Source organism: Mycobacterium barrassiae, from assembly GCF_025822765.1.
GTDB classification, from domain to species: Bacteria; Actinomycetota; Actinomycetes; order Mycobacteriales; family Mycobacteriaceae; genus Mycobacterium; species Mycobacterium barrassiae.
Window position 1 is genome coordinate 575,745 of the sequence record NZ_JACKUK010000023.1, and the last position, 26,338, is coordinate 602,082.

The following is a 26,338-nucleotide window of genomic DNA, read 5'->3' on the forward strand; positions in this document are numbered from 1 at the left end:
GGGATCGAAGCTTCCGATATGGGCACAACTAGCGCGGATTCAGCTGGACAGCAGGAGAATTCCGCCCACGATGAGCGCGACCACCTTCACGGCTTCGAGGCCGACGTACACGTAGTGCACACGGGAACGAGGGCCATTCTCACCGGCCAGCACCGCATCGGAGCGGCGCGTCAAAAGCGGTCGCACTCCGACCAGTTGGGCGATCAGAGCCGCGGCGGCGACGGCCAGTGCGACGATGACGCCGACGCGTGGATGGCTCAGCACCACGGCGACGGCGATTCCAACGGCCAGCACCACTTCGGTGGTGTTGAGCGCCCGAAAGACCAGCCGGCCGATGCCCAACCCGATCTGCAGTGTGACCCCGGGAGCCCGGAACTTCAGCGGCGCCTCGAGAAACGAGATTGCCAACACCATCCCGAGCCAGACATAAGTCAGTGCGGTTGCGACGGCGAACCCCGCGCTCATGATTGCGACCTCTCGACGGTGACGTGGGCCAGACACAGGTCGGGCTCGACGAACGGCTCCAGCCTGTCGACCGTGACGGGCGCACGCCACGTCTTCAGTGCGCCCTGCATGAGACCCAGGTGGATCGGACAGACGACGGACCGCCGGTCCTCGGCCAGTTCCAGGAACGGGCAATGGCGTAGACCGACCCGGGTCTCGCCGTCGGCGTCCAGCCGCTGTGGCGCGAACCCGAGATCGTCGAGCAGGCCGATGAGCCGATTGACCGACGTCCGGGTGCCGATCGCCTTCGGGCCCGGGCGCGTCACCCGCTCCGCCCAGGCACGCCCGGCTTCGAGCGCCTTGGCACTTGCGTCGTCTTCACCGGCCAGACCGAGCGTCAGGATCTCGGCGAGCAACCGGTATTGACGTGCGCCACCGGGGTCCATGCCGCGAACTGCGCGATACATCAGCGGCGGACGGCCCTGACGCTTGTGGTACGGTTCGACGCGCTCGACCCTGCCGTCCGCGATCAGGGCTTCCAGATGGAATCGGACCGTGTTGGCGTGCACTCCAAGCTGTTCGGCGACATCCACGATGGTCATGGCGTCGTCCGCACGCCTCAACACCGCCAGCACGTCCTCGCGACGACCGGCCGGCTGTGACGCGGAGCTCACGGTCTGCGTCCTCGGCATACGCTAGAGTTTATACAACCGCTCTTGTAAAAACCAAGGGGTTGTGATGAGTGAACCTGCCCGCGACCTGACCGACCGCGATGACGTCGAGGTACTGTTGCGGCGCTTCTACGGTCGAGTGTTCGCAGACGATGTGCTGGCCGAACCGTTCAGCGAGTTGCGCGCAACGGGGCTGGAATCGCATATCCCGGTGATGTGTGACTTCTGGGAGACGGTTCTGTTCCGGGCCGGGCTCTACCGCGGCAACGCGCTGGTGGTACATCGGCAGCTCGACAGTCGACATCCGTTGTACGCCAGGCACTTCGCCCGCTGGCTGGCGATCTGGGAGGCTACCGTGGACGAGATGTACGCGGGTGCCGCGGCCGAGCGTGCGAAGCTTCAGGCCGGCCGGATCGCCAGGGCCATGCACCGCCGCCTGAGGGGCGCCGACGCCGGTGAGATCGACGCGTTGGCCGTCAGCTGACCATTCGATTCACCAACCTGGACGCCGGGGATGGGAGCCCACCATCTCAGCGTCTTTCTTGTGCCCCCTGCCGGTGGGCACCTCCCGACTGCGGTACACGATGTAGGGCCGGAACAGGTACCCGATCGGGGCGCTGAACACGTGCACCAACCGGGTGAACGGCCAGATGCAGAACAGCACAAGCGCAATCATCACGTGAATGTGGAAGTACAGCGGCGCCTGGACCATCAGATCGCCCCGCGGCTGAAGCACCCAGATCGAGCGGAACCAGGGTGACACCGTTTCGCGGTAGTCGTGCTCGGCGCCCTCCGGCGTCGCGCCGATCAGTGTGCAGCTGAACCCGGCGATGATCGCCAGCACCAGCACGAGGTACATCACCTTGTCGTTGACGGTGGTCGCCATGAACACCGGGCCCGTGGTCCGGCGGCGATAGATGAGCAGTGCGATTCCGGTCAGCGTGGCGATCCCGGCGATCCCGCCGAGAATCACCGCCTGCAGGTGGTACACGTGGTCGCTCATGATCGCGTTCGTCCAGGACTCGGGAATCACCAAACCGATGATGTGGCCGACGATGACCACCAGCATCCCGAAATGGAACAGCGGGCTGCCGATCCGCAGCAGCCGCGACTCGTAGAGCTGGGACGACCGGGTGGTCCAGCCGAACTTGTCGTACCGGTAGCGCCACCAGGTGCCGACGGCGACGATCGCGAGCGTCACGTACGGCACCACGTCCCAGAAGATCTCCCACCCGGACATGGTCAGTGGTCTCCTTCCGCCCGGCGCGGTGGCACGGTCAACTGAAAGGGTTGCAGGCCAACCGCTTCGGAGGGCGGCCCGGCGTGCAGCAGTCGTCGGGCGTCGTGTTGCCCGACAGCGGGCAACGTCGAACTCACCGCGGTGACGGTGGGCGCGTACGGCGATGCGGCATCGACAAGCGCATGCCGCAACACATCGATCGGGACGCGATGCTCAGCCAACAGACGTCGTCCACCCTGCGGGTCGACGGTGGCGGCGAACTCCAGCACCACCGGAAGATGATCTGGCGCTTCGCCTTTCGGGGGCTGGACGCCGGCGGCGCGGTAGGTCTGTGAGAACGCCAACATCTGCGCACCGCGGTTGCGGGTATCCCCCGCGGTCCAGTAGGTCAACAACATCGTCGAGCGTCGGCGCAGGTCGAATATCTCGACGTAGTGGGTTGCCGCCTGGGTCGGCCGCCAACCCCGCAGCACCTCGACGGTTTCCGCGAGCAGTGCGGAGGCCGGCCCTGTGATGTGTTCCCGCAGCCGGTCGACGGTGTCGAGTCGACGGTCCTGCTGCCCGTCGGGGTATGCCAACAACAGTGACGCCGTCTGCCACACCAGGCGGTCCTGTAGCTCCCGATCGCGCCGTTTCACGACTTCCCACCCGGGAACATTCCTGACGGCACTCCCCTGCCGTCCCAGTTGAGCAGATTCACCCGCGACGGGTTCTCGGAATTGGCGGCCATCCCCTCCTGGCTCTGCCGGTGTTGCAACGCGTGGAAGGTCTCCACCGCCACCGGCACCGGTCCCCCGCTGGCCTCACCGAACGGGCCTGACTCGTACATCCCGGGTCCGCCCTCGAAGGACAACGAACAGCTGGTCTCCTCGAGACGCCTGCCCTCCGCGATATATGCGGTCGGAATCACGTACCGCTCATCGTATTTCGCCAAGGCGAGCAGCCGGTACATCGAGTAGATCTGCTCTTCGGTCATCCCGACCGCTGCCGGGATGTGCGGCTGGGTTTCACGGCCGAGGTTGACGTCACGCATGTACGAACGCATCGCCGCCAACCGCCGCAGCACACCCTCCACGACGCCGGTGTCCCCAGCGGTGAACAGTCCGGCCAGGTACTCCATCGGGATCCGCAGCGCGTCCAGCGCGCCGAACAGGTTGCCGACATCCTCGCCGTCGTGGCCGTCACGGCTGACGGCGTCGACGATCGGCGACAGCGGCGGGATGTACCACACCATCGGCACCGTGCGGAACTCCGGATGCAGCGGCAGCGCAACCTGATACGTGTTGATCAGGGCGTACACCGGCGACCGCTGTGCGGCCTCGATCCACTCGTCGGAGATGCCCTCCGCCCGCGCACCGGCGATGACCTGTGGATCGGTGGGGTCGAGCAGGATCCGACGTTGCGCCTCGTACAGGTCCTTCTCGTCTTCCACCGAGGCCGCCTCGAGCACGCGGTCGACGTCATAGAGCACCAGACCCAGGTAGCGCAGCCGACCGACGCAGGTTTCCGAACACACCGTGGGCAGCCCAACCTCGATACGCGGGTAACAGAGCGTGCACTTCTCGGCCTTACCGGTCTTGTGGTTGAAGTACACCTTCTTGTACGGGCAGCCGGACACGCACATCCGCCAGCCGCGGCAGCGATCCTGGTCGACAAGCACGATGCCGTCCTCGCTGCGCTTGTACATCGCGCCAGAGGGACACGACGCCACGCACGACGGATTCAGGCAGTGCTCACAGATCCGCGGCAGGTAGAACATGAACGTCTGTTCCAGCTGCAGCTTGACCTCCTCGCTGACCTTCGCCAAAACCGGGTCGCCGGGCACGATTTCGGGTGATCCCGCGAGGTCGTCGTCCCAGTTGGCCGACCAGGAGACCTTCATCGGCTTGCCGGTGATCAGGCTGCGCGGTGGCGCCACAGGCATCTGATCGCCGAGTGGTGCGGCGGTCAGGTTCTCGTAGTCGTACGTCCAGGGTTCGTAGTAGTCGTCGATGGAGGGCAATTTGGGGTTGGCGAAGATCCGGAACAGTTTCGACAGTCGGCCACCGTCGCGCAATCGCAACCGACCCCGGCCGTCCAGACGCCATCCCCCGTGCCAGCGTTCCTGGTCCTCGTAGGTACGCGGATATCCCTGACCCGGACGGGTTTCGACGTTGTTGAACCACACGTACTCGGTACCCGACCTGTTGGTCCACGCCTGCTTGCAAGTCACCGAGCAGGTATGGCAGCCGATGCACTTGTCGAGGTTCATCACCATCGCCATCTGCGCCATGACTCTCACCGGTACGTCACCTCCTGGGAGCGACGGCGCACCACCGTCACCTCGTCGCGCTGGTTACCGGTCGGACCGAGGTAGTTGAACGCGAAGGAATGCTGCGCGTAGCCGCCGGCGAGATGGCTGGGCTTGATCAGCAACCGAGTCAGCGAATTGTGAATTCCGCCGCGGGTTCCCGTGGTCTCGGTGAGTGGCACGTCGATGGTGCGCTCCATGGCGTGGTACACGAAGACCACACCGTCGGGCATCCGGTGACTGACGGCCGCGCGGCACACCACCACGCCGTTGCGGTTGACGGCCTCGACCCAATCGTTGTCGTTGACTTGGATTTTCGCCGCATCGGCCGGACTCATCCACATAACCGGACCACCGCGGGACAGCGACAGCATGAACAGGTTGTCCTGATACTCGGAGTGGATGGACCACTTCGAATGCGGGGTCAGGTAGCGCACCGTGAGACCGATGCCGTCGGCAGCACCGACCGCGGGCTCACCGAACAGCCGGGACATGTCCAACGGCGGCCGGTAGATGGGCAGTTGTTCGCCCAGTTCCTCCAGCCAGTCGTGGTCGACGTAGAAGTGCATCCGCCCTGTCAGGGTGTGGAACGGTTTGAGTTCCTCGATGTTCACCGTGAACGGGGCGTAGCGGCGGCCGCCGGTCTCGCTGCCCGACCACTCCGGGCTGGTGATCACCGGCACCGGACGCGCCTGCGTGTCGGCGTAGGTGATGCGGCGTTCCTCACTGCCCTCGGCCAGGTGCACCAACTTGCGGCCCGTCCGCCGCTCCAGCTCCCGGAACCCCTCGACGGCGAGTCGGCCGTTGGACGTACCGGACAGTGCGAGGATCACGTCGGCCATCCGTTCCGCGGAGGTCATGGCCGGGCGACCCTGTGCCGCACCGGAATCCATCACACCGAACTTGGCTGCCAACTCACTCACTTCGGCATTCGGATGGGTCGTGATGCCCTTGGTGGTGACGCCAAGACTGTCGACGAGCGGGCCGAGTGTGACCCATTTTTCGGCTATCGCCGCGTAGTCGCGCTCCACCACCGCGATCGGACCCATGGTCTTGCCGGGGATCGGGGTCTCGCCCGTGGTGCGCCAGTCATGCTCGGTGCCACCGGGATACGCCATCGCGCCGGGGGTGTCGTGCTGCAGCGTGCCGAGCACCACGTCGGTACGGGTCCCGAGGTGTTTGGCGGCCAGCGCGCTGAACGCCCTGGCGATCGCCCCGAATGCCTCGTAGTCCGAGCGGGTTTCCCACGGCGGGTCGATCGCCGGGCTGAAGGCATGGACATACGGGTGCATGTCCGTGCTCGACAGGTCGGCCTTCTCGTACCAGGTCGCGGCGGGCAGCACCACATCCGACAGCAGCGTCGTCGACGTCATCCGGAAGTCGATCGACATCAACAGGTCGAGCTTGCCCTCCGGAATCTCGTCGGTGTACGTGACGTCGCGCGCCCGCAACTCGCCGGGCTGGGCCTGCACGTTGGAGGTGGTGCCGAGCAGATGGCGCAGGAAGTACTCGTTGCCCTTGCTCGACGAGCCGAGCAGGTTGGCCCGCCAGACATTCAGTACGCGCGGCCAGTTCGACGGATTGTCGGGATCGGTGACGGCCAGCTTCAGTGCGCCGCTGGCGAGTTGTGCGGCCACGTAGCGCGGGATCTCGGATTTGTCATGGCCCGCGGCCAGCGCATCGTCGGCGACGTCGAGGCTCGAGCGGTCGAATTGGGGGAAGAACGGCGACCACCCCATCGCGGCGGCCGATGCCAGCACGTCCATGGTGTGTTTACCGGCGAAGCGGCCCCGGCCGAGCGGGCTGGCGAGCGTGTCGGCGCGATACCCGTCGTAGCGCCACTGGTCGGTGTGCACATACCAGTAGGACGTGCCTGCCATCTGCCGGGGCGGGCGCGACCAGTCGGTGCCCATCGCCAGTGTCGCCCAGCCGGTGATCGGCCGGCATTTCTCCTGCCCGACGTAATGTGCCCAGCCGCCGCCGTTTCGGCCCATCGACCCGGTCAGCAGCAGCAGAGCCAGCACCGCGCGGTAGGTGGCGTCGCCGTGGAACCACTGGCAGATCCCGGCGCCCATGATGATCATCGACCGGCCGTTGGTGTCTTCGGCGTTGCGGGCGAACTCTCTGGCCACGCGGATGGCCTGCGAAGCGGCGACGCCGGTGATCGGTTCCTGCCAGGCAGGCGTGGATGGGACCTCGGCGTCGTCGTAGCCGGTGGGCCAGTCACCCGGCAACCCGGGCCGAGCCACCCCGTACTGCGCGAGCATCAGGTCGAACACGGTGCACACCAGGTGCTCGCCGACCCGGCGCACGGGCACACCGCGCTCCAGGACTTCGCCGTGCCCGTCGACGGTGTCGAAGCGCGGCAACCGGATCAGCGCGGACTCACCGATATCGGCGGCCACCGTCAACGAAGGCACCAGATCCTCGAGGTCGAGGTTCCACTGGCCGACCCCGCCGTCGCCGAAGCGGAAGCCCAGCGAGCCCTGCGGCACCGCGACCGTGCCCGTCGCACCGTCGAGGATGGCTGGTTTGAAGGCGGCGTTCTCGACGTCCTGGCCGAGATCGGCGGCGGTGAGGTTCTTTCCGGGCACCAGCGCCCCGTCCCGTTCCTCCAGCTTCACCAGGAACGGCAGGTCGGTGAACTTGCGCGCGTAGTCGACGAAGTACGGGACACGTTGACGCACAAAGCATTCGGTGAGGATGACATGGCCCATCGCCATGGCGAGCGCACCGTCGGTGCCGGCCGCGCACGGCATCCACTCGTCGGCGAACTTCGTGTTGTCGGCGTAGTCGGGGCTGACGCTGACGACTTTGGTGCCGCGGTAGCGCACCTCGGCCATCCAGTGTGCATCCGGTGTGCGGGTGACCGGGACGTTGGATCCCCACATCATCAAGTACGCGGCGTCCCACCAGTCCCCCGACTCCGGCACGTCGGTCTGGTCGCCGAACACCTGCGGTGAGGCCACCGGCAGGTCGGCGTACCAGTCGTAGAACGACGTCATCGCCCCACCGACCAGTTCGACGAACCGCGAACCCGCCGCGTGGCTGACCATCGACATGGCCGGTATGGGCGAGAATCCGGCGATCCGGTCGGGGCCGTACGTCTTGATGGTGTGCACGTGGGCGGCGGCGATCATCTCCGTCGCCTCGGCCCACGTCACGCGCACCAGCCCGCCCTTGCCTCGGGCGCGCTGGTATCGGCGGCGACGCTCGGGGTCCGCCTGGATGTCCGCCCACGCCAGCACCGGATCGCCGACGCGGGCCTTGGCTTCGCGATACATCTCGACCAGAACGCCGCGGGCATACGGGTAGCGCACCCGCGTCGGCGAGTAGGTGTACCAGGAGAACGCGGCGCCGCGCGGACAGCCGCGGGGTTCGTACTCGGGCCGGTCGGCCCCGACCGACGGGTAGTCGGTTTCCTGGGTCTCCCAGGTGATGATGCCGTCCTTGACGTAGATCTTCCACGAGCACGATCCGGTGCAGTTCACCCCGTGCGTGGAGCGCACCACCTTGTCGTGGCTCCAGCGGTCGCGGTAGAAGACGTCGCCCTCACGCCCGCCGCGCCGGGTGACGGTGCGCAGGTCATCGGAGAACTCGCCGGGCGTGAAGAACCGCCCGCTGCGTTCGAGCAGTTCCTCGATCGGCCCACCGGTGCGCGGCGCCTGCGTCATGGCGGGTCCTTACTGCGTTGAGGGTAGGGCTCGTGCGCGTGCAGCCGCAAAGCCGTGTACGCGAACGCGATCGCGGCGGTGGCGACCAGAAGAAGTAGGCCGACGGTGTAGTCGTTGTCGACCGAGTCGTAGCTCGCACCCATCACCAGCGGCGGGAAGTAACCGCCGAGCCCGCCCGCCGCGGCCACGATTCCGGTCACCGAGCCCACCGACTGCGCGGGTGACCGACGCGCCACCCATGCGAAGACGCCGCCGGTACCGATTCCGAGGAAGATCGCCAACGTGATGAACGTGGCCGCCGACCAGACGTCCGGTGGCGGTTGGAACACCGCGACGAATGCCATCACCGCGGTGCCGGCGAAGGATGCCAGCACGACGTACTTGGGCGCGATCCTGTCGGCCAGTGCCCCACCGACCGGACGGGCCAACACCGCGGCCAAGGCGAAACCTGCCGTACGCGCGCCTGCGTCGACCGCGCTGAAGCCGTAGATCGTCTTGATGTAGGTGGGCAGATAGTTGCTGAACGCGACGAATCCGCCGAACACCACCGCATAGAGGAACGACATCTCCCACGTGACCGGAAGTTTCGCGGCGACGACCAGCTTGGGCACCACACGGTCGGTGTTCGGGGTGAAGTTCGGCGAATTACGCATCACCAGCACGCACGCCACCGCGGTCAGCGCCAGCGCGATCGCGACGATGACATGGGTGGTGAAGAGGCCGAACCACCGCACAAAGCGCGGCGTGAAGAACGCCGAGAGCGCCGTCCCGACCATCCCCATCCCGAAGACTCCGGTCGCGAACCCGCGGCGCGAGGCCTCATACCAGCTGTTGGCGAACGGGATGCCGACCGCGAAGATCGTCCCGGCGATACCGAGGAAAAAACCGCATACCAGCAGGAACGGGTATGAGCCCGCCGCTCCTGCGGCGCCCACCGCAAGTACCGGCACGATGGACGCCACGGACACCGCGATGAACATGGTCCGGCCACCGAACCGGTCAGTCAGCGATCCGATGACGATGCGCCCCAGCGATCCGACCAGGATCGGTGTGGCAACCAGCATCGACGCCTCGGTACTGCTCAACGACAGGTCGCCGGCATAGGTGGTGGAAAGGGGCCCGATCATGTTCCAGGCCCAGAAGTTGATGGCCGACACCCACGTCGCCAACACCAGATTCAAACCTCTGCTGGTGCTGGTGTCCGGCGTGGTCGCCGTGTTCACGTTCCCAGAAAACCACCCGGCAGCTAACGCGGTGCGGCTTTCACGGAAACTGTTGCCGCCGAAGCACAACCGCAGCAGCAATGCAGCAAACAGGAGCCGCGCTCGGGCCCGCACGAGAATTGCCGATACCCACGCAATGGTGACGCACCGCAAAGCCCAACGGTCCCCTGGTGACACGCGGACAGCCCAATGCCCTCGTTTTGACACCCCGCTCTAGGAGCGATGAAAAGATCGCCTCATGGCATCTCCGACCGCTGAATCTGACCGCATCGAGGAAACCCGGGGCGACGTCACATACATCCGCACGGACAAGGATCTGCCGCCGGTAGCAGTGATCGACCGATCGCCGATCAGCGTGCGCCACCGCATCGTTTTCGGGGTCATCGCGGTGCTGGGTGCCATCGCGTGGGCGGTCATCGCGTTCGTCCGCGGGGAGACCGTCAACGCGGTGTGGTTCGTCATCGCCGCGATCTGCACGTACGTGATCGGCTTCCGGTTCTACGCGCGGCTGATCGAGATGAACGTCATCAAGCCTCGCGACGACAACGCCACTCCCGCCGAGATTTTCGAGAACGGCACCGACTACATGCCGACCGACCGTCGGGTGCTGTTCGGTCATCACTTCGCCGCGATCGCCGGCGCTGGTCCGCTCGTCGGCCCGGTGCTCGCAATGCAGATGGGCTACCTGCCGGGCACCATCTGGATCATCATCGGCGCGGTGTTCGCCGGCTGCGTGCAGGACTACATGGTGCTGTCGATCTCGACCCGACGACGGGGGCGGTCACTGGGCCAGATGGCGCGCGACGAGCTCGGCGCGATCGGCGGCGTCGCCGCCATCGTCGGCGTCCTTGCCATCATGGTGATCCTGTTGGCGGTCCTTGCCCTCGTGGTGGTCGGCGCCCTGGCCGAGAGCCCGTGGGGTGTTTTCTCGATTGCGATGACGATCCCCATCGCCCTCTTCATGGGCCTCTATCTCCGGTTCCTTCGTCCCGGCCGGGTGTCGGAGGTATCGCTCATCGGCGTCGTACTGCTGTTGCTGGCGGTTGTCGCGGGCGGCTGGGTTGCCGGAACCGATTGGGGCACCGACTGGTTCACCCTGTCGAAGGTGACGCTGTCCTGGTGCATCATCATCTACGGCCTGGCCGCATCGGTGCTGCCGGTATGGCTGCTGCTGGCGCCGAGGGACTACCTGTCGACGTTCATGAAGGTCGGCACCATCGCACTGCTGGCCATCGGCATCCTGCTCGCCCGTCCGATCATGGAGGCCCCGGCCATCTCCTCGTTCGCGAGCAGCGGCACGGGCCCGGTGTTCGCCGGGTCGCTGTTCCCGTTCCTGTTCATCACGATCGCGTGCGGGGCGCTGTCGGGTTTCCACTCGCTCATCTCATCGGGCACGACGCCGAAGCTTCTGGAGAAGGAAAGCCAGATGCGGTTGATCGGCTACGGCGGCATGCTCACCGAGTCGTTCGTGGCGATCATGGCGTTGGTCACCGCGGCCATCCTCAATCAGCATCTGTACTTCACGATGAATGCCCCTGCCGCGCAGACCGGCGCCACGGCGCAGACAGCCGCCGAGTACGTCAACGGGCTGGGACTGTCGGGGCCACCGATCACCGCCGAGGAGATCACCCAAGCCGCCGAGAGTGTCGGCGAGGAGTCGATCGTGTCGCGCACCGGTGGCGCACCGACGCTGGCCTTCGGCATGTCCGAGGTGCTGCACTCGGTATTCGGCGGCACCAGCCTCAAGGCGTTCTGGTATCACTTCGCGATCATGTTCGAGGCGTTGTTCATCCTGACGACGGTCGATGCCGGCACCCGGGTGGCGCGTTTCATGCTCTCGGACGGCCTGAGCAACCTCGGCGGTCCGCTGCGCAAGCTGAAGGACCCGAGTTGGCGTGTCGGAGCGTGGATTTGCAGCGTTCTCGTCGTCGCGGGCTGGGGCTCCATCCTGATCATGGGCGTCACCGATCCGCTCGGCGGCATCAACACCCTGTTCCCGCTGTTCGGCATCGCCAACCAACTGCTCGCGGCAATCGCACTGACCGTCGTCACGGTGGTCGTGATCAAGAAGGGCTATCTCAAATGGGCTTGGGTGCCGGGGGTTCCGCTGCTGTGGGATCTCACGGTGACACTGACGGCGTCCTGGCAGAAGATCTTCTCGGCCGACCCGAAGCTCGGATACTGGAAGCTGCACAGCATCTGCAGCGCCGCGCAGGAGGCGGGAAGGCTGTGTTCGACGGCGAAGACGCCTGGGGATGTCGAGAAGATCGTGCGCAACACGTTCATTCAGGGTTCGCTGTCGATCCTGTTCGCAACTCTGGTGGTCGTCGTGTTCGTCGCTGGCGTGATCGTGGCCCTGCGGGCGATCCGCGGTGAAGGGCCGCCGACGACAGAGGACGAACCGGTGCCGTCACGGATCTTCGCACCGTCGGGCCTGATTCCGACCAAGGTCGAGAAGGAGGTGCAGAAGCAATGGGACGCGTTGCCGAAATCGGCCGCCAAATCGGTTGGTACTGGAGCTCATTGATGGGTGACAACCACTATCGGCGTTACGTCGCACATCGCAGGCAGACCCATCCCGGCGAGCCGGTGCTGTCTGAGCGGGAGTACTGGCGGATGCGCCACGCGGCGACGGAGTCCAGCCCGAATCCGCGTTGCTGCTGACAGCGGCTACCCGGAAGCGACGACACCTGCTGAATCCCACGGCGCCAGAGTCGAACCCGACTCGGACCGGAAGGCGTCGGGCACATCGTCGGTGACCTGCCACGTCGCCGCCAGCCGGCCCATCCCCACGGCATACGCGCAGTGCACACCGAGTTCGACTAGTTCGTCCTCGCTGAAGTGCTCGCGCAGGTCGTCGTAGACCGCGTCGTCGATCGCCAGGTGATCGGTGGCGAAAAGATCCGCGTAGCGCAGCGCGCTGCGCTCGGCTTCGGTGAGATCGTCAGCCTCTGCGGGCCGTTGCAGCGAGCACACCAGATCCTCGGTGAGCCCGTCGTCGATGGCGCTCTGGTAGCGCACCGACATACAGCTGCGGCACTGGTTGTGGAAGGCGATCCGCAACCGCACCAATTCGACCAGCCGCGGCGGCAGCGTGCCGGTCGACGCGAGAGCCTGGCGCAGGGCTCCGAGCGCGCCCGCCACCTCCGGCCGATGGCCGAGTATCGACGCCACACCGAGGTTGATCCGGTCGCCCTGACCTAGGTCGTCCGCCGGGATCGAAGCGAAGGCTGCGGAGGGGGCGATTCGGGAATTCGTCACTTCCAAGCACCTCACATCGCCGTAGGTTAAGGCTGAGAAACCACCGTAACGCGCGGGCCGTGAGGACTAAACTGTTGCCCATACGGTAAGCAACTACAAGGGGGTGCGCCGTGAACAAGGACGACATGATCCTGATCAGCGTCGACGACCACATCGTCGAGCCTCCCGACATGTTCCGTAACCATCTTCCGAAAAAGTATCTGGACGAGGCGCCGCGGCTGGTGCACAACCCAGACGGGTCCGACACGTGGCAGTTCCGCGATGTGGTCATCCCGAACGTCGCTTTGAACGCGGTGGCGGGCCGCCCGAAGGAGGAGTACGGACTGGAACCCCAGGGCCTCGACGAGATCCGGCCCGGGTGCTGGCAGGTCGACGAGCGGGTCAAGGACATGAACGCCGGCGGCATCCTGGGGTCGATCTGCTTTCCCACCTTCCCCGGATTCGCGGGACGGCTGTTCGCGACCGAGGATCCCGAGTTCAGTCTGGCGCTGTTGCAGGCCTACAACGACTGGCACGTCGAGGAGTGGTGCGGCGCCTATCCCGCACGGTTCATCCCGATGACCCTGCCGGTGATCTGGGACGCCGAAGCATGCGCCAAGGAGATCCGCCGCAACGCCGAGCGCGGCGTGCACGCGCTGACATTCACCGAGAATCCCGCCGCGATGGGTTACCCGTCCTTCCACGACGACTACTGGACGCCGGTGTGGGAAGCGCTGGTCGACACCGACACCGTGATGAACGTGCACATCGGCTCATCGGGGAAGCTCGCCATCACCGCCCCGGATGCGCCGATGGACGTGATGATCACCCTGCAGCCGATGAACATCGTGCAGGCGGCCGCGGATCTGTTGTGGTCCAAGCCCATCAAGAAATACCCCGACCTCAAGATCGCGCTGAGCGAGGGTGGCACCGGGTGGATCCCCTACTTCCTGGAACGCGCGGATCGCACGTACGAGATGCACTCCACGTGGACGGGGCAGGACTTCAAGGGCAAGCTGCCCAGCGAGGTCTTCCGCGAGCACTTCCTGACCTGCTTCATCTCCGACCCGGTCGGGGTGGCGATGCGCAATCAGATCGGCATCGACAACATCTGTTGGGAAGCCGACTACCCGCACTCCGACTCGATGTGGCCCGGCGCTCCCGAACAACTTCACGAGGTGCTCACCGAGCACAACGCGACCGACGCCGAGATCAACAAGATGACCTACGAGAACGCCATGCGGTGGTACCACTGGGACCCGTTCACCCACATCACCAAGGAACAGGCGACCGTCGGTGCGCTACGCAAGGCGGCAGAAGGCCACGATGTCTCCATCCGGGCGCTGTCTCACCACAAGAAGGACTCGAGTCTCGGCGCGACGACGCTGCAGGACCAGCTGAACAGGGCGACCGCGAACCAGAAGTGAGCGTGCGCTCAGATCACCTGAGCGAGTAGCGGATCGGCAGGTGCTTGGGCCCGCCGACGAAGATCGTCGCCATGTACTCCGGATCGCCGGTCAGTTCTATCGAGTCCAGCCGGGGTACCAGCTCGGAGAAGAAGCTGTTGACCTCCATCCGGGCCAGGGCTGCGCCCAGGCAGAAGTGCACACCGTAACCGAATGCGTTGTGCTTGTTGGGATCGCGTCCCACGTCGAACTTGAACGGTTCGTCGAAGACATCTTCGTCACGGTTCGACGACACATACGACAGCAGCACCGACTCCCCCGCCGCGATCGGGACGCCGCGGACCTCGGTGTCCTGCTGCGCCGTGCGCATGAACTCCTTCACCGGCGTGACCCACCGGATCATCTCCTCGGTGGCCAGCGGCATGAGGTCCATGTTGGCGCGGAGCCGCTCCCGTTGGTCGGGATGCTCGATGAGCGCATGCATTCCGCCTGAGATGACGTTGCTGGTGGTGTCGTGTCCGGCGGCGGCGAGAATCGCGTAGTACGACACGGTTTCGATGTCGTTGAGGGGCTCACCGTTGACGGTGGCGTTTGCGATCGCCGATGCCAGATCTTCGGTCGGGTTCTCGCGGCGCGAGGCGGTGACCGCGGTGAAGTACGCGAACATCTCGAGAAGCGCCGCCATCTGCTCCTCTTTGGTGGTCCCCCGCTGGAACTCCGCGTCGTCGTTACCGAACATCTCCTGGGTGTACTTGAGCATCTTCGGGAAGTCCTGCTCGGGAAGGCCGAGCATCGACATGATCACGTACAGCGGATAGTTCACCGCGACCTGCTGGACGAAATCGCACTCCGGTCCCGCCTCTGCCATCTGGTCGACGAAGCGCTTCGCGAGCTCGTCGACGCGAACCTTCAACGCCCGCATGGCCTTCGGACGAAACCAGTCCGCGCCGATCGCCCGGATCACGCGGTGCTGGGGATCGTCCATGTGGATCAGCGTGTTGATGCCGACGGCGGCCTGCTGCTCATCGCCTTCCTCCGTCATCAACACCGGACGGGGCGAGTTGGTGAAGATGTCGTTCGCACGTTCGATCGCCATGATGTCGGCGTGTTTCGTGATCGCCCAGAACGGCCGGTAGTTGGGTACCTCCACCCAGGACACCGGCGCATTGGCTCGCAGGTGAGTCAGCGCCGCGTGAAGTGCCTTCTCATCGGTGTAGGTCTCGGGATCTGCGAACACCTTCGCCGCTTCATCCATGATCCGGGTAGCCACTACCGGTTCCTCCACTATGTGGTCGGCTCGCGCAGTTCTTGCAAAACCGCGGAGATGGTTGATTCCGAAATCGTGGTCGGGAAGCCCACCATGACGCGATCGATCAAGCCGTCGCACCGATCCCGAATCTTGGCCGCCAGCTTGTCGATCGGAGCGACCACCGCGAACGTGTCGAGGATCTCGTCGTCGATGAGCGCACCCATACCGTCCCAGTCGCCTTTGAGCGACAACCCGTGCAATTCGTCGTGCAGCGCACCCCAGCCGTGCAGATCGAGCACCTTCTTGTACGCCGGCGTCGAACCGTAGAACGCGATCTGCTTGCGGGTGCCGACGGCTGCGGCGTTCAGTTCGGACTCGTCGTTGCCCGTGACGACGAACAGCGGGCACGACACCTGAAAGTCGCTGCGCTGCCGACCCGATCGGCTCATCCCCCGCATCAGGGCGGGCATGGTCACCTCTTCGAAGTACCGCTTCGTCGTGAAGGCATGCGCGAGGATGCCGTCGGCGACCTCACCCGTCATCTCCGTCATCGCCTCACCGACCGCGGCGATGAACACCTTCGGAATGCCGTAGTCATGCGGCTGCGGCATGAACATGGGTGTCATGAGTTTGTGCGTGTAGAACTCACCCTCGAAGCGCAGCTTCGTGCCGCCGTGCCAACACGCCCAGATCTCGCGCAGTGCGAGCACGAACTCGCGCATCCGGTGCACCGGGCGGCTCCACGGCATGCTGAACCGCTTCTCGATGTGCGGCTGGATCTGCGAGCCGAGTCCCAGGTTCAGCCGGCCCTTCGAGTACTCCTGCAGATCCCAGCCGACGTTCGCGACGGTCATCGGGTTTCGGGCGAACGCCACCGCGATGCTGGTGCCCAGTTCGATGGTGTCGGTGTGTTCGGCGGCCAGCGTCAGCGGCAGGAACGGGTCGTGGTCGACCTCGGCCGTCCAGCAGCCGTCATAGCCTCGACGTTCCAGGGTCACCGCGGCGTCGACCACCGCGTGGAGCTGGCTGAACACGCCGCCGTCGACCTTGAGGCCGGCGCCGCTTCCCATGACCGCAGACGCTACAGTAAGCAATTCAGTATGGTCAACGTGAACATGCCGGTGCGACGATCGCCTTTCGACGACAGGAAGAGCGCATGACGAACGAGCAGGGCTGGAAGGAGACGCTCGAAGACCTCGAGCTTCGGCGTGAGCGTTCGCGAGCCATGGGTGGCCCGGAGCGGCTGGCCAAGCATCGCGGGAAGGGCAAGCTCGATGCTCGGGCGCGCCTCGAGCATCTTCTCGACAAGGGCAGCTTCCGGGAGTTCGGCACCCTGGTGGGCGGCGACATCGCCGCCGATGGGATCGTCGCCGGTTCCGGGCTCATTAACGGCTCGCCGGTGATGGTCGGCGCCGAGGACTTCACGACGCTGGCGGGCAGCATCGGTCCTGGCGGGAATGCGAAGCGCTACCGGCTCGCCGAGTTGGCACTGAGAGACCGGATTCCGCTCGTGATGCTCCTCGAGGGCGCCGGCTTCCGGCCCAGCGGCGAGAACTACGGCCGCACCCCCACCGATCTGCTGGCGCAGGCGCAGTGCTCCGGCAAGGTGCCGATGGTCGGCGGCCTGCTCGGCCCGTCGGCGGGCCACGGCGCGCTGGTGGCGCCGGTGTGCGACTGGACCATCATGAGCAACCAGGGCGCGATCTTCACCGCAGGGCCGCCGGTCGTGAAAGAGTCGACGGGCGAAGAGATTTCGAAGGAAGACCTGGGCGGCCCGTCGGTCGCGATCGCCAGCGGGGTGATCCACAACCTGGCCGAGGACGACGAGGCGGTGCTGGACGATATCCGCCGCTACCTGTCGTACTTCCCGCCGAGCGCATGGTCGTATCCGGCGTCGCTGCCCGCGGACGAAGCGAGCGAACCGCGCACGACACCAGAGCTGCTCGACCTCGTGCCGCGCGGCAACCGGCGCGTCTACGACATGCGGGCCGTGCTCGACGTGGTGTTCGACGACCGGGGCTGGTTCGAGGTGCAGCCGAAGTTCGGCCAGGCGATGATCTGCGCGCTGGCCCATCTCGGTGGCCACCCCGTCGCGGTGGTCGCCAATCAGCCCAAGGTGCTGGCGGGCTCGATCGACGCCGACGCCGCCGACAAGGCAGCGCATTTCATCAACGTCGCCGACTCGTTCCATCTGCCCATCGTGTTCCTCGCCGACAATCCGGGGATGCTTCCGGGAAGCCGGTCCGAGAAGGCCGGGGTGCTGCGCAGCGGCGCCCGTATGTTCGCCGCGCAGACCGCCGCCACAACGATCAAGCTGCATGTAACCCTGCGTAAGGCTTACGGATTCGGGTCGATGGTGATGTCGCTGCTCGGCTTCGACAACCAAAGTGCGACGTTCGCCTATCCGGGCGCCACGATGGGTGCGATGAGCGCCTCCGCGCTCACCAAGGCCTCCCACGCCGGCGAGGACCTTGAGGCCAAGCTGCGCAAGGCCGAGGTCGACGCGTCATTCCGGTCGGCCGGCCACCTCGGCTTCGACGACCTCATCAGTCCCGAGGAGACGCGCAATGCGCTGCTGTCGGCGCTGCAGCGCGCGATCTACAGCAGGCAGGCGGCCGCAGAACCGGTGAGCCGCACCGTCATCACGCCCTAGTTTCCGTGCGATTTGTGTGCGTTTAGGAGCGGTGAGCGCTCTCGAACGCACACAAATCAGTCGGATGCGCGGTACTCCGCGACGATCGGTTCGAGTTCGTCGGGCGTGCAGCCGTGCATGATGACGGCGTCAGCCCCGTAGTCGAACTCCTTGCGGATGCGATCCACACACTGGCGCGCCGATCCGGTTGCCGACGGCTCGAGCCACTCGTCGGGAATGAGCGTGGCGATGTGCTCGATCTGCTCGGCGGTGGCCTTGTGATCGATACCCCCGGCGACGGACTGCACCACCGGGTCGTCCCGGAAGCGTTGCAGCACCGAGAGATCCCAGCCGTTGGTGTTGATGAGCAGTTCGCCGTAGCCCTGCAGGTACGTCGCCAGCCGCGCCACCGTCTTCTTCAGCCGCAGTTCCTCGGGCAGATGGTCGCCGACGGTCGCGAAACACGACCAGACCTTCACGTCGTCTGGGTTGCGGCCGGCCTGCTCGGCAGCGTCCTTCACGGTCTTGACCGCACGCTGCAGGGTTTCGGGCGTGAAGTAGGTATGCAGGATGACATCGTCGAACTCGCGACCACCGAGCGCGAGCGTCTGCGGGCCGAACGCGACGATCGCCAGTCGGATGTCCTCGTTGAAGTCCGGGTCGAGGAACAGCAACTGGTATTTCCCGATCGGCCCGTCGTGATTGAAGATCAGCTCGCCGTGCCAGAGCCTCCGCATCACCTGGGCGAAGTCCTCCATCTGCGCGGTCGTCACCGGCGGGACTCCGAACGCCGAGTACATCGCCGCCACCCCGCGGCCGATGCCGAGCGTGAAGCGCCCCTTCGACAGCCGGTGCATCGTGGTCGCGTACGACCCGGTGATCAGCGGGTGACGGGTGTTGTGATTTGTTGCGGCGGTGGCGATCTGCAGCCGATTGGTGACCGCCAACGCGGCGCCGGTCAACGATGATGCCTCTTTGACGTTCCAGCGTTCGGAGATGAACCCGGTGCCGAATCCGAGTTCCTCACCGCGACGCGCCTCGTCCATCAACCCGGCAGGACCCTCACCCCCCGCGCCGGCGAGCAGGTAGAAGCCGAGTTCGTCCAAGACGCGTTCACTCACTGCCAGACCCCTTGTTTGTAGCCGCAATTCCACACTTCGACAATTCGACCGTCGACCACCCGGAAGATCTCCATACTGCCGACGTCGACCTTGGTGCCATCCTTCATCACCATCGGTGATTGGTAGACGATCGCGACATGTTCACCGTCGTCGCCCGCCACCACCAGGTTGAGGTCGAAGCGAATCGTCTCGAACATGTCCCAGTGGTCGACGATGCGGGCCACCGCCTGCTCGTGGGTCAACGTCGTCGACTCGCCGACGTCATGGCGGATCACGCTGTCCCCCATCAACTCCTCGGCGAGCGCGAAGTCACGCTTGTTCCACACCACGAGGTTGTACAGTTCGACGACCGCTCGGGCTGTGCGCGTCACGCGAACACCTCCAGTGCATCGATCTCGTCGATCGCGGCCACCGCACGATCAGTGAGCGTGAGGCACAACGCCCGCGACCGTTCGGGCAGCGCCTCCCAACCGTTCAACGTGATGACAGGAAGCACCATCAGATAGGCCGCGGCGAACCGGTAGTGCCGCCACGCGTGGTCGAACGAGTAGTCCTGCACACCCTGCTCCGCGAGAAGCGCCACATATTCCCGAACGAGCGCCTCGTCGTGGCCCCGCCGCAACTCGGTCGGCAGGCCTTGGCTCACCAAATACGCGATGTCGGCGGCGCCGGCGCCGATGGACGCGAACTGGAAGTCGACGACCTTCAGCCGGTCGCCGTCGAAGAACATATTGTCCGCTCGGATATCGCCGTGTAGCAGCATCGAGCGTTCGGTCAGAGCCTCGAGCGCCTGGCCCGCGCTTTCGGCGAACCGTGCGGCGAAGTCGGCGACGGCGGCAGGTACCGGCGCCGACGAGTTATCGAGGTATACCTGCCAGCCCGGTCCGAACGCCGGCACCAGCAAGTCGCGCGCGATCGGCGTATCGATGCTCGGGAAGGCCTGGAGGGCACTCGGATTCGTCGTCGACCACGTATGCAGTCCGGCCAGCGCCGCGATGCAGACCCGCGCGCGATCCATCGACAGTCCGGCGAGGTGATCGGCATTGTCCCAGTCGGCGAGATCCTCCAGCAGCAGCACGAAATCCGCTGTGCCATCGGCCATTCGCGCGGTGTAGACACGCGGGGTCTCCATCGGCGCCGCGCCTGCGACGTCCTGGTAGAACGCCAACTCGCGGCGGTACCCGCCGAGCAGTTCCATCGCTCCGCGGGCCTCGGACACCGCGGGCAGTTTCGCGATCAACGTCGACGGAACACCGTCACCGGTGAGGTGCAGCCGGTACAGCAGCGACGAGAACCCGCTGTCCTGGGCGATCTGCTCGGCACGGACCTCGGTCACCTCGCGGCCGAGCGCACTGGTCAGCCATTGCGGAGTCAGACCGTCGACGCCATCGGGGACCAGCGTCGTACCCGCACTCACCATTGAGTTCCTCCGCACCTCATTCGACGCAACGCACCTAACATAGTTGCCAAGGCGCCCGGTTCATTCGGGAGTACGGGTCGACTGGCTGATGCCCAGAAGGAATCGCTCCGAGGCGCGCTGGACGCCGCCGGCGAACAGGTGCCCGACATGGCTTCCCGGATGCCAGTACAACTCGCCGCCCCACTGTTCGTGCAGGCGCTGAGCGGGTTCACGCATCGCCATCCTGTCGTGCCAGGCACCCACGATCAGACGGTTCGGCGGAGGCGGTGTCGGCTCCACGTCGAGGTGGTCGACGACCGAGGACACCGCTGCGACCGTGCCGGACTGCAGCAGCTCGATGGTCTCCCGCACCGATGGCCCCCACCGACCCAGGTGCTGGGCGATCATGCCATTGAGTCCGAAGATCGGCGTGTAAACCGCTACGCCGTCGACCTTTTCGAGATGGGCCACCAGCGCCGCCACCGGACTTCCCATCGACACCCCCGATACCGCGATCGCAGTGGACTGCGGCCGCAGCCACCGGACCACCGCGCGGACCTCCGACACCACCCGCATCATGCCCGCGACGTTGTTCAGCGGATCCATATCGGGGTAGGTGAGCCACGCCCTGCGGCGGGCACCGTGGCCGGGCTGCACCGGCAACGCGATGTTGAAGCCCAGGTCCTCCTGAATTCGACGCGCGCGCGAGAACAGCAGATCGATCGGTTGTCCCTGGCCCGCACCGTGCACCCACACCAGCCACGGACGCTGGTCATCACCCGTGCGGCAGAGGTGCACCACCGCCGTCGCGGGACCGCCCAGGCCCTCGACCGCCAGAGACTGCGGCAGCCGCGGATCGTGGTCGAATCTCACCTGCTCGTACGCCAGCCGCCCGATCCGGCGCCGTCGAACAGACTTGACCCGCAACGGTTCCGGCTCTGCATTGGCCTCGACTACAGTCAACCCGGACAGCTCGTCCGCCGCGGCGGTACAGGCGTCGACGGTTCGCTCGAGTTTCGGCGGCGGCGCGGTTAACGTCATGCCGGACAAGGCGAGCTCGTCGAGCACCACCTCACCGAGTTGCCGCGCGCCGCGCCGCGACACCGGCTTCCAGTCGTCTGAGCCCGCAGCCGCGGCATGTGCCCTGGGCAACACCCCGGCGAAATCGCGGCCGATGATCCTGGCGCGTTCGGACGCTTTCATGCGAGCTTGAAACCGGTGTAGCCCGCGTCGGCGATCTCGTCGCACCGCCTCCGGTACTCCGGAATGCCCGCGGTGTAGCCCATGTACATCCGTTTCTTTCCCGGCACGTTGCCGCCGTTGTACCAGGAGTTGCACGACGGGTCGACAAGCACCGTGGGCGCCACGAGCTCTGTCGTGTGCTCGATCCATTCCCGCTGGGCATCCGGCAGCGCCTCGATGGTGCGGTATCCGTTGGCGCGCAGGTAATCGATGCAGCCGCCGATCCATTCCACATGCTGCTCCAGGGCGGCCACGAAATTCGTTGCTGCCGAGGGACTTCCGGGTGCTTGCACGATGAACAGATTCGGAAAACCCGCGACGGCGATCCCGAGGTAGGTGTACGGGCCCTCCGACGTCCAGAAGTCGCCAAGCGACATTCCGTCGCGGCCATCGACGTTGATGCGAGTGAGCGCACCCGTCATCGCGTCGAAGCCGGTCGCGTAGATGATCACGTCGAGGTCGTGATGTCCCTCTTCGGTACGGATGCCCGTCGGCGTGATCTCGACGATCGGCCCCTTGCGAAGGTCGACCAGCGTCACGTTGTCGCGGTTGAACGTCTCGTAGTAACCCTGGTCGATGATCGGCCGCTTGCACCCGAACGGATGGCTCGGCGTCAGGGATGCCGCCGTCTCCGGGTCCTTCACGATGCGGGCGACGGCCTCGCCGTAAAGCTTCGCCGCCATCCGGTTGGCCTCGATGTCGAAGAAGACGTCGCCCCAGCTGAGCGCGCCCATCACGCCGTTCTCCTCGATCGCGCGAAGCTGGTCTTCCCGCGACGCCGACTTCAACGGTGGTTTGGCCATCATCTCGAACAGCACCGAGAAGGCGCTCAACCGCGCCGCCCCGACCGCGTGCGCACGTTGGGCGGCCCGGATCTCGGCGTAGTTCGCTTTCAGTTCGTCCAGTTCGCCGTCGTCGAACGCGCGCACCTCCCACGGCAGCGTGTAGGCCGGTGAGCGCTGAAACACCGTGAGGTGCTCCGCCCGCTGCGCCACCACCGGGATCAGTTGCACGCCGGTCGAACCCGTGCCGATGACGCCGACGCGCTTACCCGACAGGTCGAACCCGTCCTTCGGCCAGCGGCCCGTGAACAACGATGCGCCTCCGAAGGTGTCCATCCCCGGGAAGTCCGGATCGATGGGCACCGACAGGATGCCGGTGGCGGCGACCACGTACGACGCGACAAAGGTTTCGCCTGATTGAGTTCGGACCACCCACTCGGCGGCCGCCTCGTCGAAGGTCATCGCCACGACCTTGGTGTTGAAGCGGATGTCGCGGCGCAGGTCGAGCTTGTCAGCCACGAAGTTCAGATACGCCTCGATCTCCGGTTGGGCCGGCATGGTCTCTGTCCACACCCACTCCTGCTGGATCTCCTCGGAGAAGCTGTAGGAGTATTCGATGCTCTCGATGTCGCAGCGTGCACCCGGGTAGCGGTTGAACAGCCATGTGCCGCCGACATTCTCCGCCGCCTCGAGCGCAAGGGTTCGAACACCGCGCTCGCGCAACAGATGTAGTGCGTACAGGCCGGAGAATCCGGCTCCGATGACGATCGCATCGAGTCGGACAGCACTGGGCATGGTCACGCGTCGGCACCTCGTGTTCGCTCCGGCGGGAGATACTGTAACGGTTACAGTATCAGGCGTAGGCCGAGGCGTTGAGTCAATTGGATGCCGGTTGTCTCCAGCCGAACGGAGCTAGTGCACGCCCGCGCCGGCCAACCGTGCTTCGCGCCGTTGCTCGTAGTGGCGGGCCCTGTCCTCGACTAGATCGAGGAAGGCTGCCAACTCCTCCCGCGCACGCTCCCCTTCACCATCGAGGTCGTCGCGTTCGAACACCCGCCAGAACCGCAACACCGGACGCACAACGTCGTCGAGATGCGAACGGAGATCGTAGATACCGGCCTTGGCGATCGTCACCGCGTTCTCCGCGAAACCGGGCATGGTACTGCCGGGCATCTGGAAGTTGATGACCTCGTGAGCGACTGCGGCCATGGTCGCGCTCGGCGCGATGTCGAACGCGGCCTCGACGAGGTTGCGGTAGAAGACCATGTGCAGGTTCTCGTCGGTCGCCACCCGGGTGAGGAGTTGCTCGGCGACCGGACAGCCCGACGCCCTGCCGGTGTTGCGATGACTGATCCGCGTCGCCAGTTCCTGAAAGGACACGTAGGCCAGCGCTTCGAGCATCGACTTGTCGCCCGAGTCGTAGCCGGCCTTCATGTGCACCATGCGGGCCTCTTCGAGCGCGACAGGATCGACGCCGCGGGTGACGATGAGGTAGTCGCGAATCGCGATGCTGTGCCGCGCCTCTTCGGCCGTCCACTGACCGACCCATTGCCCCCAGGCGCCGTCCGGCCCGAAGCGCAGCGCGATCTCCCGGTGGTAGGAGGGCAAGTTGTCCTCGGTCAGGAGGTTGACGAACAGGGCCGCCTTCGCAACCTCATCGAGGGGAGAATCCTCCGGAACCCAGTCCTGCCCACCGAGTAATGCGAAGTCACGCCCGCGGCTCCACGGCACGTAGTCGTGCGGATTCCACGGTTTGGCCTTCTCGAAGTGGCGGTTCAGATTGGCTTCCACCACCGGTTCCAGCTCGGTGAGCAATGCAGTTTGGGTTGACGTCATAGAGGGTCTTCCAATACTCAGGCTTTACCTACGGCTGCGTAACCTACGCTACCGTAGGTTGGCGGAAATGCAAGCGAATCGCATTTCGGCCCGATCTGCCTGAAAGTCAGCCTTTTTCACGGCGAACCGCCGTTCTACCTGTCGGCTCAGTCCCACTGCCGAAACCTCTACTGTAATATCTTCCGTTACCCACGCTGGCGTCAGAGGAGGCAACGTGAAAGTCCCGTTCACCTGGAAAGTCACCGGCTGGTTCATGGTGGGATGGTCGGCCGAGTTTCCGCAGGGCGAGACGCGTCCCCTTCGCTACTTCGGCGAGGATCTTGTCGCCTACCGCGACGAGTCGGGCGAACTGCACGTGCTGTCAGCGCACTGCAAGCACCTCGGCGCGCACATCGGACACGGCGGCAAGGTCGTCGGCGACTGTGTCGAATGCCCGTTCCACGGCTGGCGCTGGGGCCCCGACGGGACCAACCGCTACATCCCGTATCAACCGGACCGGCCCAACCGCGCACTGAAGCTCCGGGTGTTCCCCGTCAACGAACAGCACGGCTGCGTGTTCGTCTGGCACCAACCACAGGGCAAGGAGCCGCAGTGGGAGATGCCTGACATCTTCCTGTCGTTCCCGCAGTTCGAGACCGACCCGTCGGCGTATTACCGCCCGTACCCGGAGTTCTCACGGCGGACCGAGAACGAACCGGTACATCCCCAGATCGTGGCCGAAAACGGCCCGGACAGTTCACATTTCCGCTACGTACACGGCGCCTCCGTGACACCGGTCAACCTGGAGTGGCGGATCGTCGACGAGCAGTGGCAGTTCCTCACCGGATGGCCGGATGCACGCAGCGACGACCCGAACAAGATGGCGCTGCACATCCATAGCCACATGTTCGGCCTTGGCGGCGCGATCAGCGTGTTCGAGGGATCGTCGAATCACCGGCTGATCTTCGCCGTCACTCCTGTCGAGGACGGGCTTTCGACGATGTTCTACTCCATCTGGTGGCCCAAGCGCGACGGCGAGACGTCGGACATACCGCCGGACGACGTCCGCGAACGCGTCGAGAAGCAGTTCCTGGGCACAGTGTGGGAGGACCTCGACATCTGGCGCTACCAGGAGTACATCGAGAATCCCCCGCTGGCGAAGATCGATGCGAAACCCTATATGGCGCTGCGCAAGTGGGCGCAGCAGTTTTATGACGTCGCCGCGTCGGTATGAGAATCGACCTCGCCGACCATCACGACCACCGAGAACCTGATCGAGGTATGGAAGCAGCCGTGACCGAAACCGACCGCCAGAGCACGGCCTTCCCGAGATCGAACCCGCCGAGACCAGCCCGGAGCTCGGCCGGTTCATGACCGCCATGCGGCGCCTGCAGGACATCGTCGTGTCGACGAACCCCGACGACTCGCTGTGGGCCGACTCGGCCGACCGGATCGAAGACCTGTGTGCGCGCCTGGAAGCACACCGCGCTCCGCAGGGGGTCGCGCCCGCAGGTCGCGGCCCCCACCTGCCGGGCCTGGGCCATCCGTTGATGCCGCCGTGGACGATGTCGGAGTACGGGCCCGACGGCGTCGTCATGGAAGGCCACTTCAGCCGCTTCCACGTCGGTGGCAACAACGCTGTGCACGGCGGCGTCATACCGCTGTTCTTCGACTGGCATTTCGGGATGATCGTGTCCGCCGCGGGCCGCGCCAACAGCCGCACCGCCTACCTCCACGTCGACTACCGCAAGATCACGCCGATCGACCAACCACTGGTTTCGCACGGTCGGATAGATTCCATCGATGGGCGGAAGGCCTTCGTCACCGCAACGATGACAGACTCTGACGGCAACGTCCTGAGTGAAGCCAACGGCCTGATGGTCCGCCTGCTTCCGCACCAGCCATGAGAG

At 65.5% G+C, this 26,338-nt stretch carries 22 protein-coding genes and 1 pseudogene; 7 read left to right on the plus strand and 16 right to left on the minus strand.

The window, feature by feature from the left end:
- Positions 1-39 precede the first annotated feature (39 nt).
- Both H7J93_RS13160 and H7J93_RS13165 read right to left on the minus strand, forming a co-directional pair.
- Complete coding sequence (locus tag H7J93_RS13160) at positions 40-465, minus strand: hypothetical protein (RefSeq protein ID WP_267306710.1); 426 nt, start codon at positions 463-465, stop codon at positions 40-42.
- Positions 462-1,136: a helix-turn-helix transcriptional regulator gene (locus tag H7J93_RS13165; RefSeq protein ID WP_267306711.1), complete on the minus strand. Its 675-nt coding sequence runs from the start codon at positions 1,134-1,136 to the stop codon at positions 462-464. The genes H7J93_RS13160 and H7J93_RS13165 overlap by 4 nt, the downstream gene beginning before the upstream one ends.
- A 46-nt stretch (positions 1,137-1,182) precedes the next feature.
- Here H7J93_RS13165 and H7J93_RS13170 point away from each other — a divergent pair, with 46 nt between their 5' ends.
- A complete protein-coding gene (locus H7J93_RS13170) occupies positions 1,183-1,599 on the plus strand; it encodes a group III truncated hemoglobin (RefSeq protein ID WP_267306712.1) in 417 nt (138 codons plus the stop codon).
- Positions 1,600-1,608: 9 nt separating this feature from the next.
- On the opposite strand, the pseudogene narI reads toward H7J93_RS13170, so the two are convergent.
- The 5 genes and pseudogenes from narI to H7J93_RS13195 all read right to left on the minus strand — a co-directional run.
- Positions 1,609-2,343, minus strand: a pseudogene (gene narI / locus H7J93_RS13175) (respiratory nitrate reductase subunit gamma); the annotation flags it as partial.
- A gap of 14 nt (positions 2,344-2,357) precedes the next feature.
- Complete coding sequence (narJ, locus tag H7J93_RS13180; protein WP_267306714.1) at positions 2,358-2,993, minus strand: nitrate reductase molybdenum cofactor assembly chaperone; 636 nt, start codon at positions 2,991-2,993, stop codon at positions 2,358-2,360.
- Complete coding sequence (narH, locus tag H7J93_RS13185; protein ID WP_267306715.1) at positions 2,990-4,636, minus strand: nitrate reductase subunit beta; 1,647 nt, start codon at positions 4,634-4,636, stop codon at positions 2,990-2,992. The genes narJ and narH overlap by 4 nt, the downstream gene beginning before the upstream one ends.
- Positions 4,633-8,319, minus strand: coding sequence for a nitrate reductase subunit alpha (locus tag H7J93_RS13190; protein ID WP_267306716.1), 3,687 nt, complete (start codon positions 8,317-8,319; stop codon positions 4,633-4,635). The genes narH and H7J93_RS13190 overlap by 4 nt, the downstream gene beginning before the upstream one ends.
- Complete coding sequence (locus tag H7J93_RS13195; protein ID WP_267306998.1) at positions 8,316-9,500, minus strand: nitrate/nitrite transporter; 1,185 nt, start codon at positions 9,498-9,500, stop codon at positions 8,316-8,318. Before H7J93_RS13195 ends, H7J93_RS13190 begins: the two co-directional genes overlap by 4 nt.
- Before the next feature lie 280 nt (positions 9,501-9,780).
- Here H7J93_RS13195 and H7J93_RS13200 point away from each other — a divergent pair, with 280 nt between their 5' ends.
- Both H7J93_RS13200 and H7J93_RS13205 read left to right on the plus strand, forming a co-directional pair.
- Positions 9,781-12,069: a carbon starvation CstA family protein gene (locus tag H7J93_RS13200; RefSeq protein ID WP_267306717.1), complete on the plus strand. Its 2,289-nt coding sequence runs from the start codon at positions 9,781-9,783 to the stop codon at positions 12,067-12,069.
- The gene (locus H7J93_RS13205; protein ID WP_276021821.1) at positions 12,015-12,206 is read left to right on the plus strand and encodes a YbdD/YjiX family protein; all 192 of its coding nucleotides are present in this window, start codon (positions 12,015-12,017) and stop codon (positions 12,204-12,206) included. Before H7J93_RS13200 ends, H7J93_RS13205 begins: the two co-directional genes overlap by 55 nt.
- Before the next feature lie 6 nt (positions 12,207-12,212).
- Here H7J93_RS13205 and H7J93_RS13210 read toward each other — a convergent pair whose 3' ends face one another.
- Positions 12,213-12,803 (minus strand): carboxymuconolactone decarboxylase family protein, encoded by a 591-nt coding sequence (locus H7J93_RS13210; protein WP_267306719.1) that lies wholly within the window; start codon positions 12,801-12,803, stop codon positions 12,213-12,215.
- Between the two features lie 110 nt (positions 12,804-12,913).
- Here H7J93_RS13210 and H7J93_RS13215 point away from each other — a divergent pair, with 110 nt between their 5' ends.
- A complete protein-coding gene (locus H7J93_RS13215; RefSeq protein WP_267306720.1) occupies positions 12,914-14,209 on the plus strand; it encodes an amidohydrolase family protein in 1,296 nt (431 codons plus the stop codon).
- A gap of 13 nt (positions 14,210-14,222) precedes the next feature.
- Here the strand turns inward: H7J93_RS13215 and H7J93_RS13220 are convergent, their stop codons facing one another.
- Positions 14,223-15,443 (minus strand): cytochrome P450, encoded by a 1,221-nt coding sequence (locus tag H7J93_RS13220; RefSeq protein ID WP_267306999.1) that lies wholly within the window; start codon positions 15,441-15,443, stop codon positions 14,223-14,225.
- Between the two features lie 29 nt (positions 15,444-15,472).
- Positions 15,473-16,507 carry an LLM class F420-dependent oxidoreductase gene (locus tag H7J93_RS13225; protein WP_267306721.1) on the minus strand — a complete coding sequence of 345 codons (1,035 nt, stop codon included), beginning with the start codon at positions 16,505-16,507 and terminating at the stop codon, positions 15,473-15,475.
- Between the two features lie 86 nt (positions 16,508-16,593).
- Here H7J93_RS13225 and H7J93_RS13230 point away from each other — a divergent pair, with 86 nt between their 5' ends.
- Complete coding sequence (locus H7J93_RS13230; RefSeq protein ID WP_267306722.1) at positions 16,594-18,090, plus strand: acyl-CoA carboxylase subunit beta; 1,497 nt, start codon at positions 16,594-16,596, stop codon at positions 18,088-18,090.
- A 56-nt stretch (positions 18,091-18,146) separates the two neighbouring features.
- Here the strand turns inward: H7J93_RS13230 and H7J93_RS13235 are convergent, their stop codons facing one another.
- The 6 genes from H7J93_RS13235 to H7J93_RS13260 all read right to left on the minus strand — a co-directional run bounded on the left by H7J93_RS13235 (position 18,147) and on the right by H7J93_RS13260 (position 24,449).
- Positions 18,147-19,223: a TIGR03857 family LLM class F420-dependent oxidoreductase gene (locus tag H7J93_RS13235; RefSeq protein ID WP_372507871.1), complete on the minus strand. Its 1,077-nt coding sequence runs from the start codon at positions 19,221-19,223 to the stop codon at positions 18,147-18,149.
- Complete coding sequence (locus H7J93_RS13240) at positions 19,187-19,561, minus strand: ester cyclase (RefSeq protein WP_267306724.1); 375 nt, start codon at positions 19,559-19,561, stop codon at positions 19,187-19,189. The genes H7J93_RS13235 and H7J93_RS13240 overlap by 37 nt, the downstream gene beginning before the upstream one ends.
- Positions 19,558-20,610 (minus strand): phosphotransferase, encoded by a 1,053-nt coding sequence (locus H7J93_RS13245; RefSeq protein WP_267306725.1) that lies wholly within the window; start codon positions 20,608-20,610, stop codon positions 19,558-19,560. The genes H7J93_RS13240 and H7J93_RS13245 overlap by 4 nt, the downstream gene beginning before the upstream one ends.
- A 60-nt stretch (positions 20,611-20,670) precedes the next feature.
- The gene (locus H7J93_RS13250) at positions 20,671-21,792 is read right to left on the minus strand and encodes an alpha/beta hydrolase family protein (RefSeq protein ID WP_267306726.1); all 1,122 of its coding nucleotides are present in this window, start codon (positions 21,790-21,792) and stop codon (positions 20,671-20,673) included.
- The gene (locus tag H7J93_RS13255) at positions 21,789-23,408 is read right to left on the minus strand and encodes a flavin-containing monooxygenase (RefSeq protein WP_267307000.1); all 1,620 of its coding nucleotides are present in this window, start codon (positions 23,406-23,408) and stop codon (positions 21,789-21,791) included. The genes H7J93_RS13250 and H7J93_RS13255 overlap by 4 nt, the downstream gene beginning before the upstream one ends.
- 117 nt (positions 23,409-23,525) lie before the next feature.
- A complete protein-coding gene (locus H7J93_RS13260; RefSeq protein ID WP_267306727.1) occupies positions 23,526-24,449 on the minus strand; it encodes an acyl-ACP desaturase in 924 nt (307 codons plus the stop codon).
- A 214-nt stretch (positions 24,450-24,663) separates the two neighbouring features.
- Between H7J93_RS13260 and H7J93_RS13265 the strand changes: the two genes are divergently transcribed.
- A complete protein-coding gene (locus H7J93_RS13265; protein ID WP_267306728.1) occupies positions 24,664-25,662 on the plus strand; it encodes an aromatic ring-hydroxylating oxygenase subunit alpha in 999 nt (332 codons plus the stop codon).
- A 136-nt stretch (positions 25,663-25,798) separates the two neighbouring features.
- Positions 25,799-26,335, plus strand: coding sequence for a PaaI family thioesterase (locus H7J93_RS13270; RefSeq protein WP_267306729.1), 537 nt, complete (start codon positions 25,799-25,801; stop codon positions 26,333-26,335).
- The last annotated feature ends 3 nt before the right edge of the window (positions 26,336-26,338 follow it).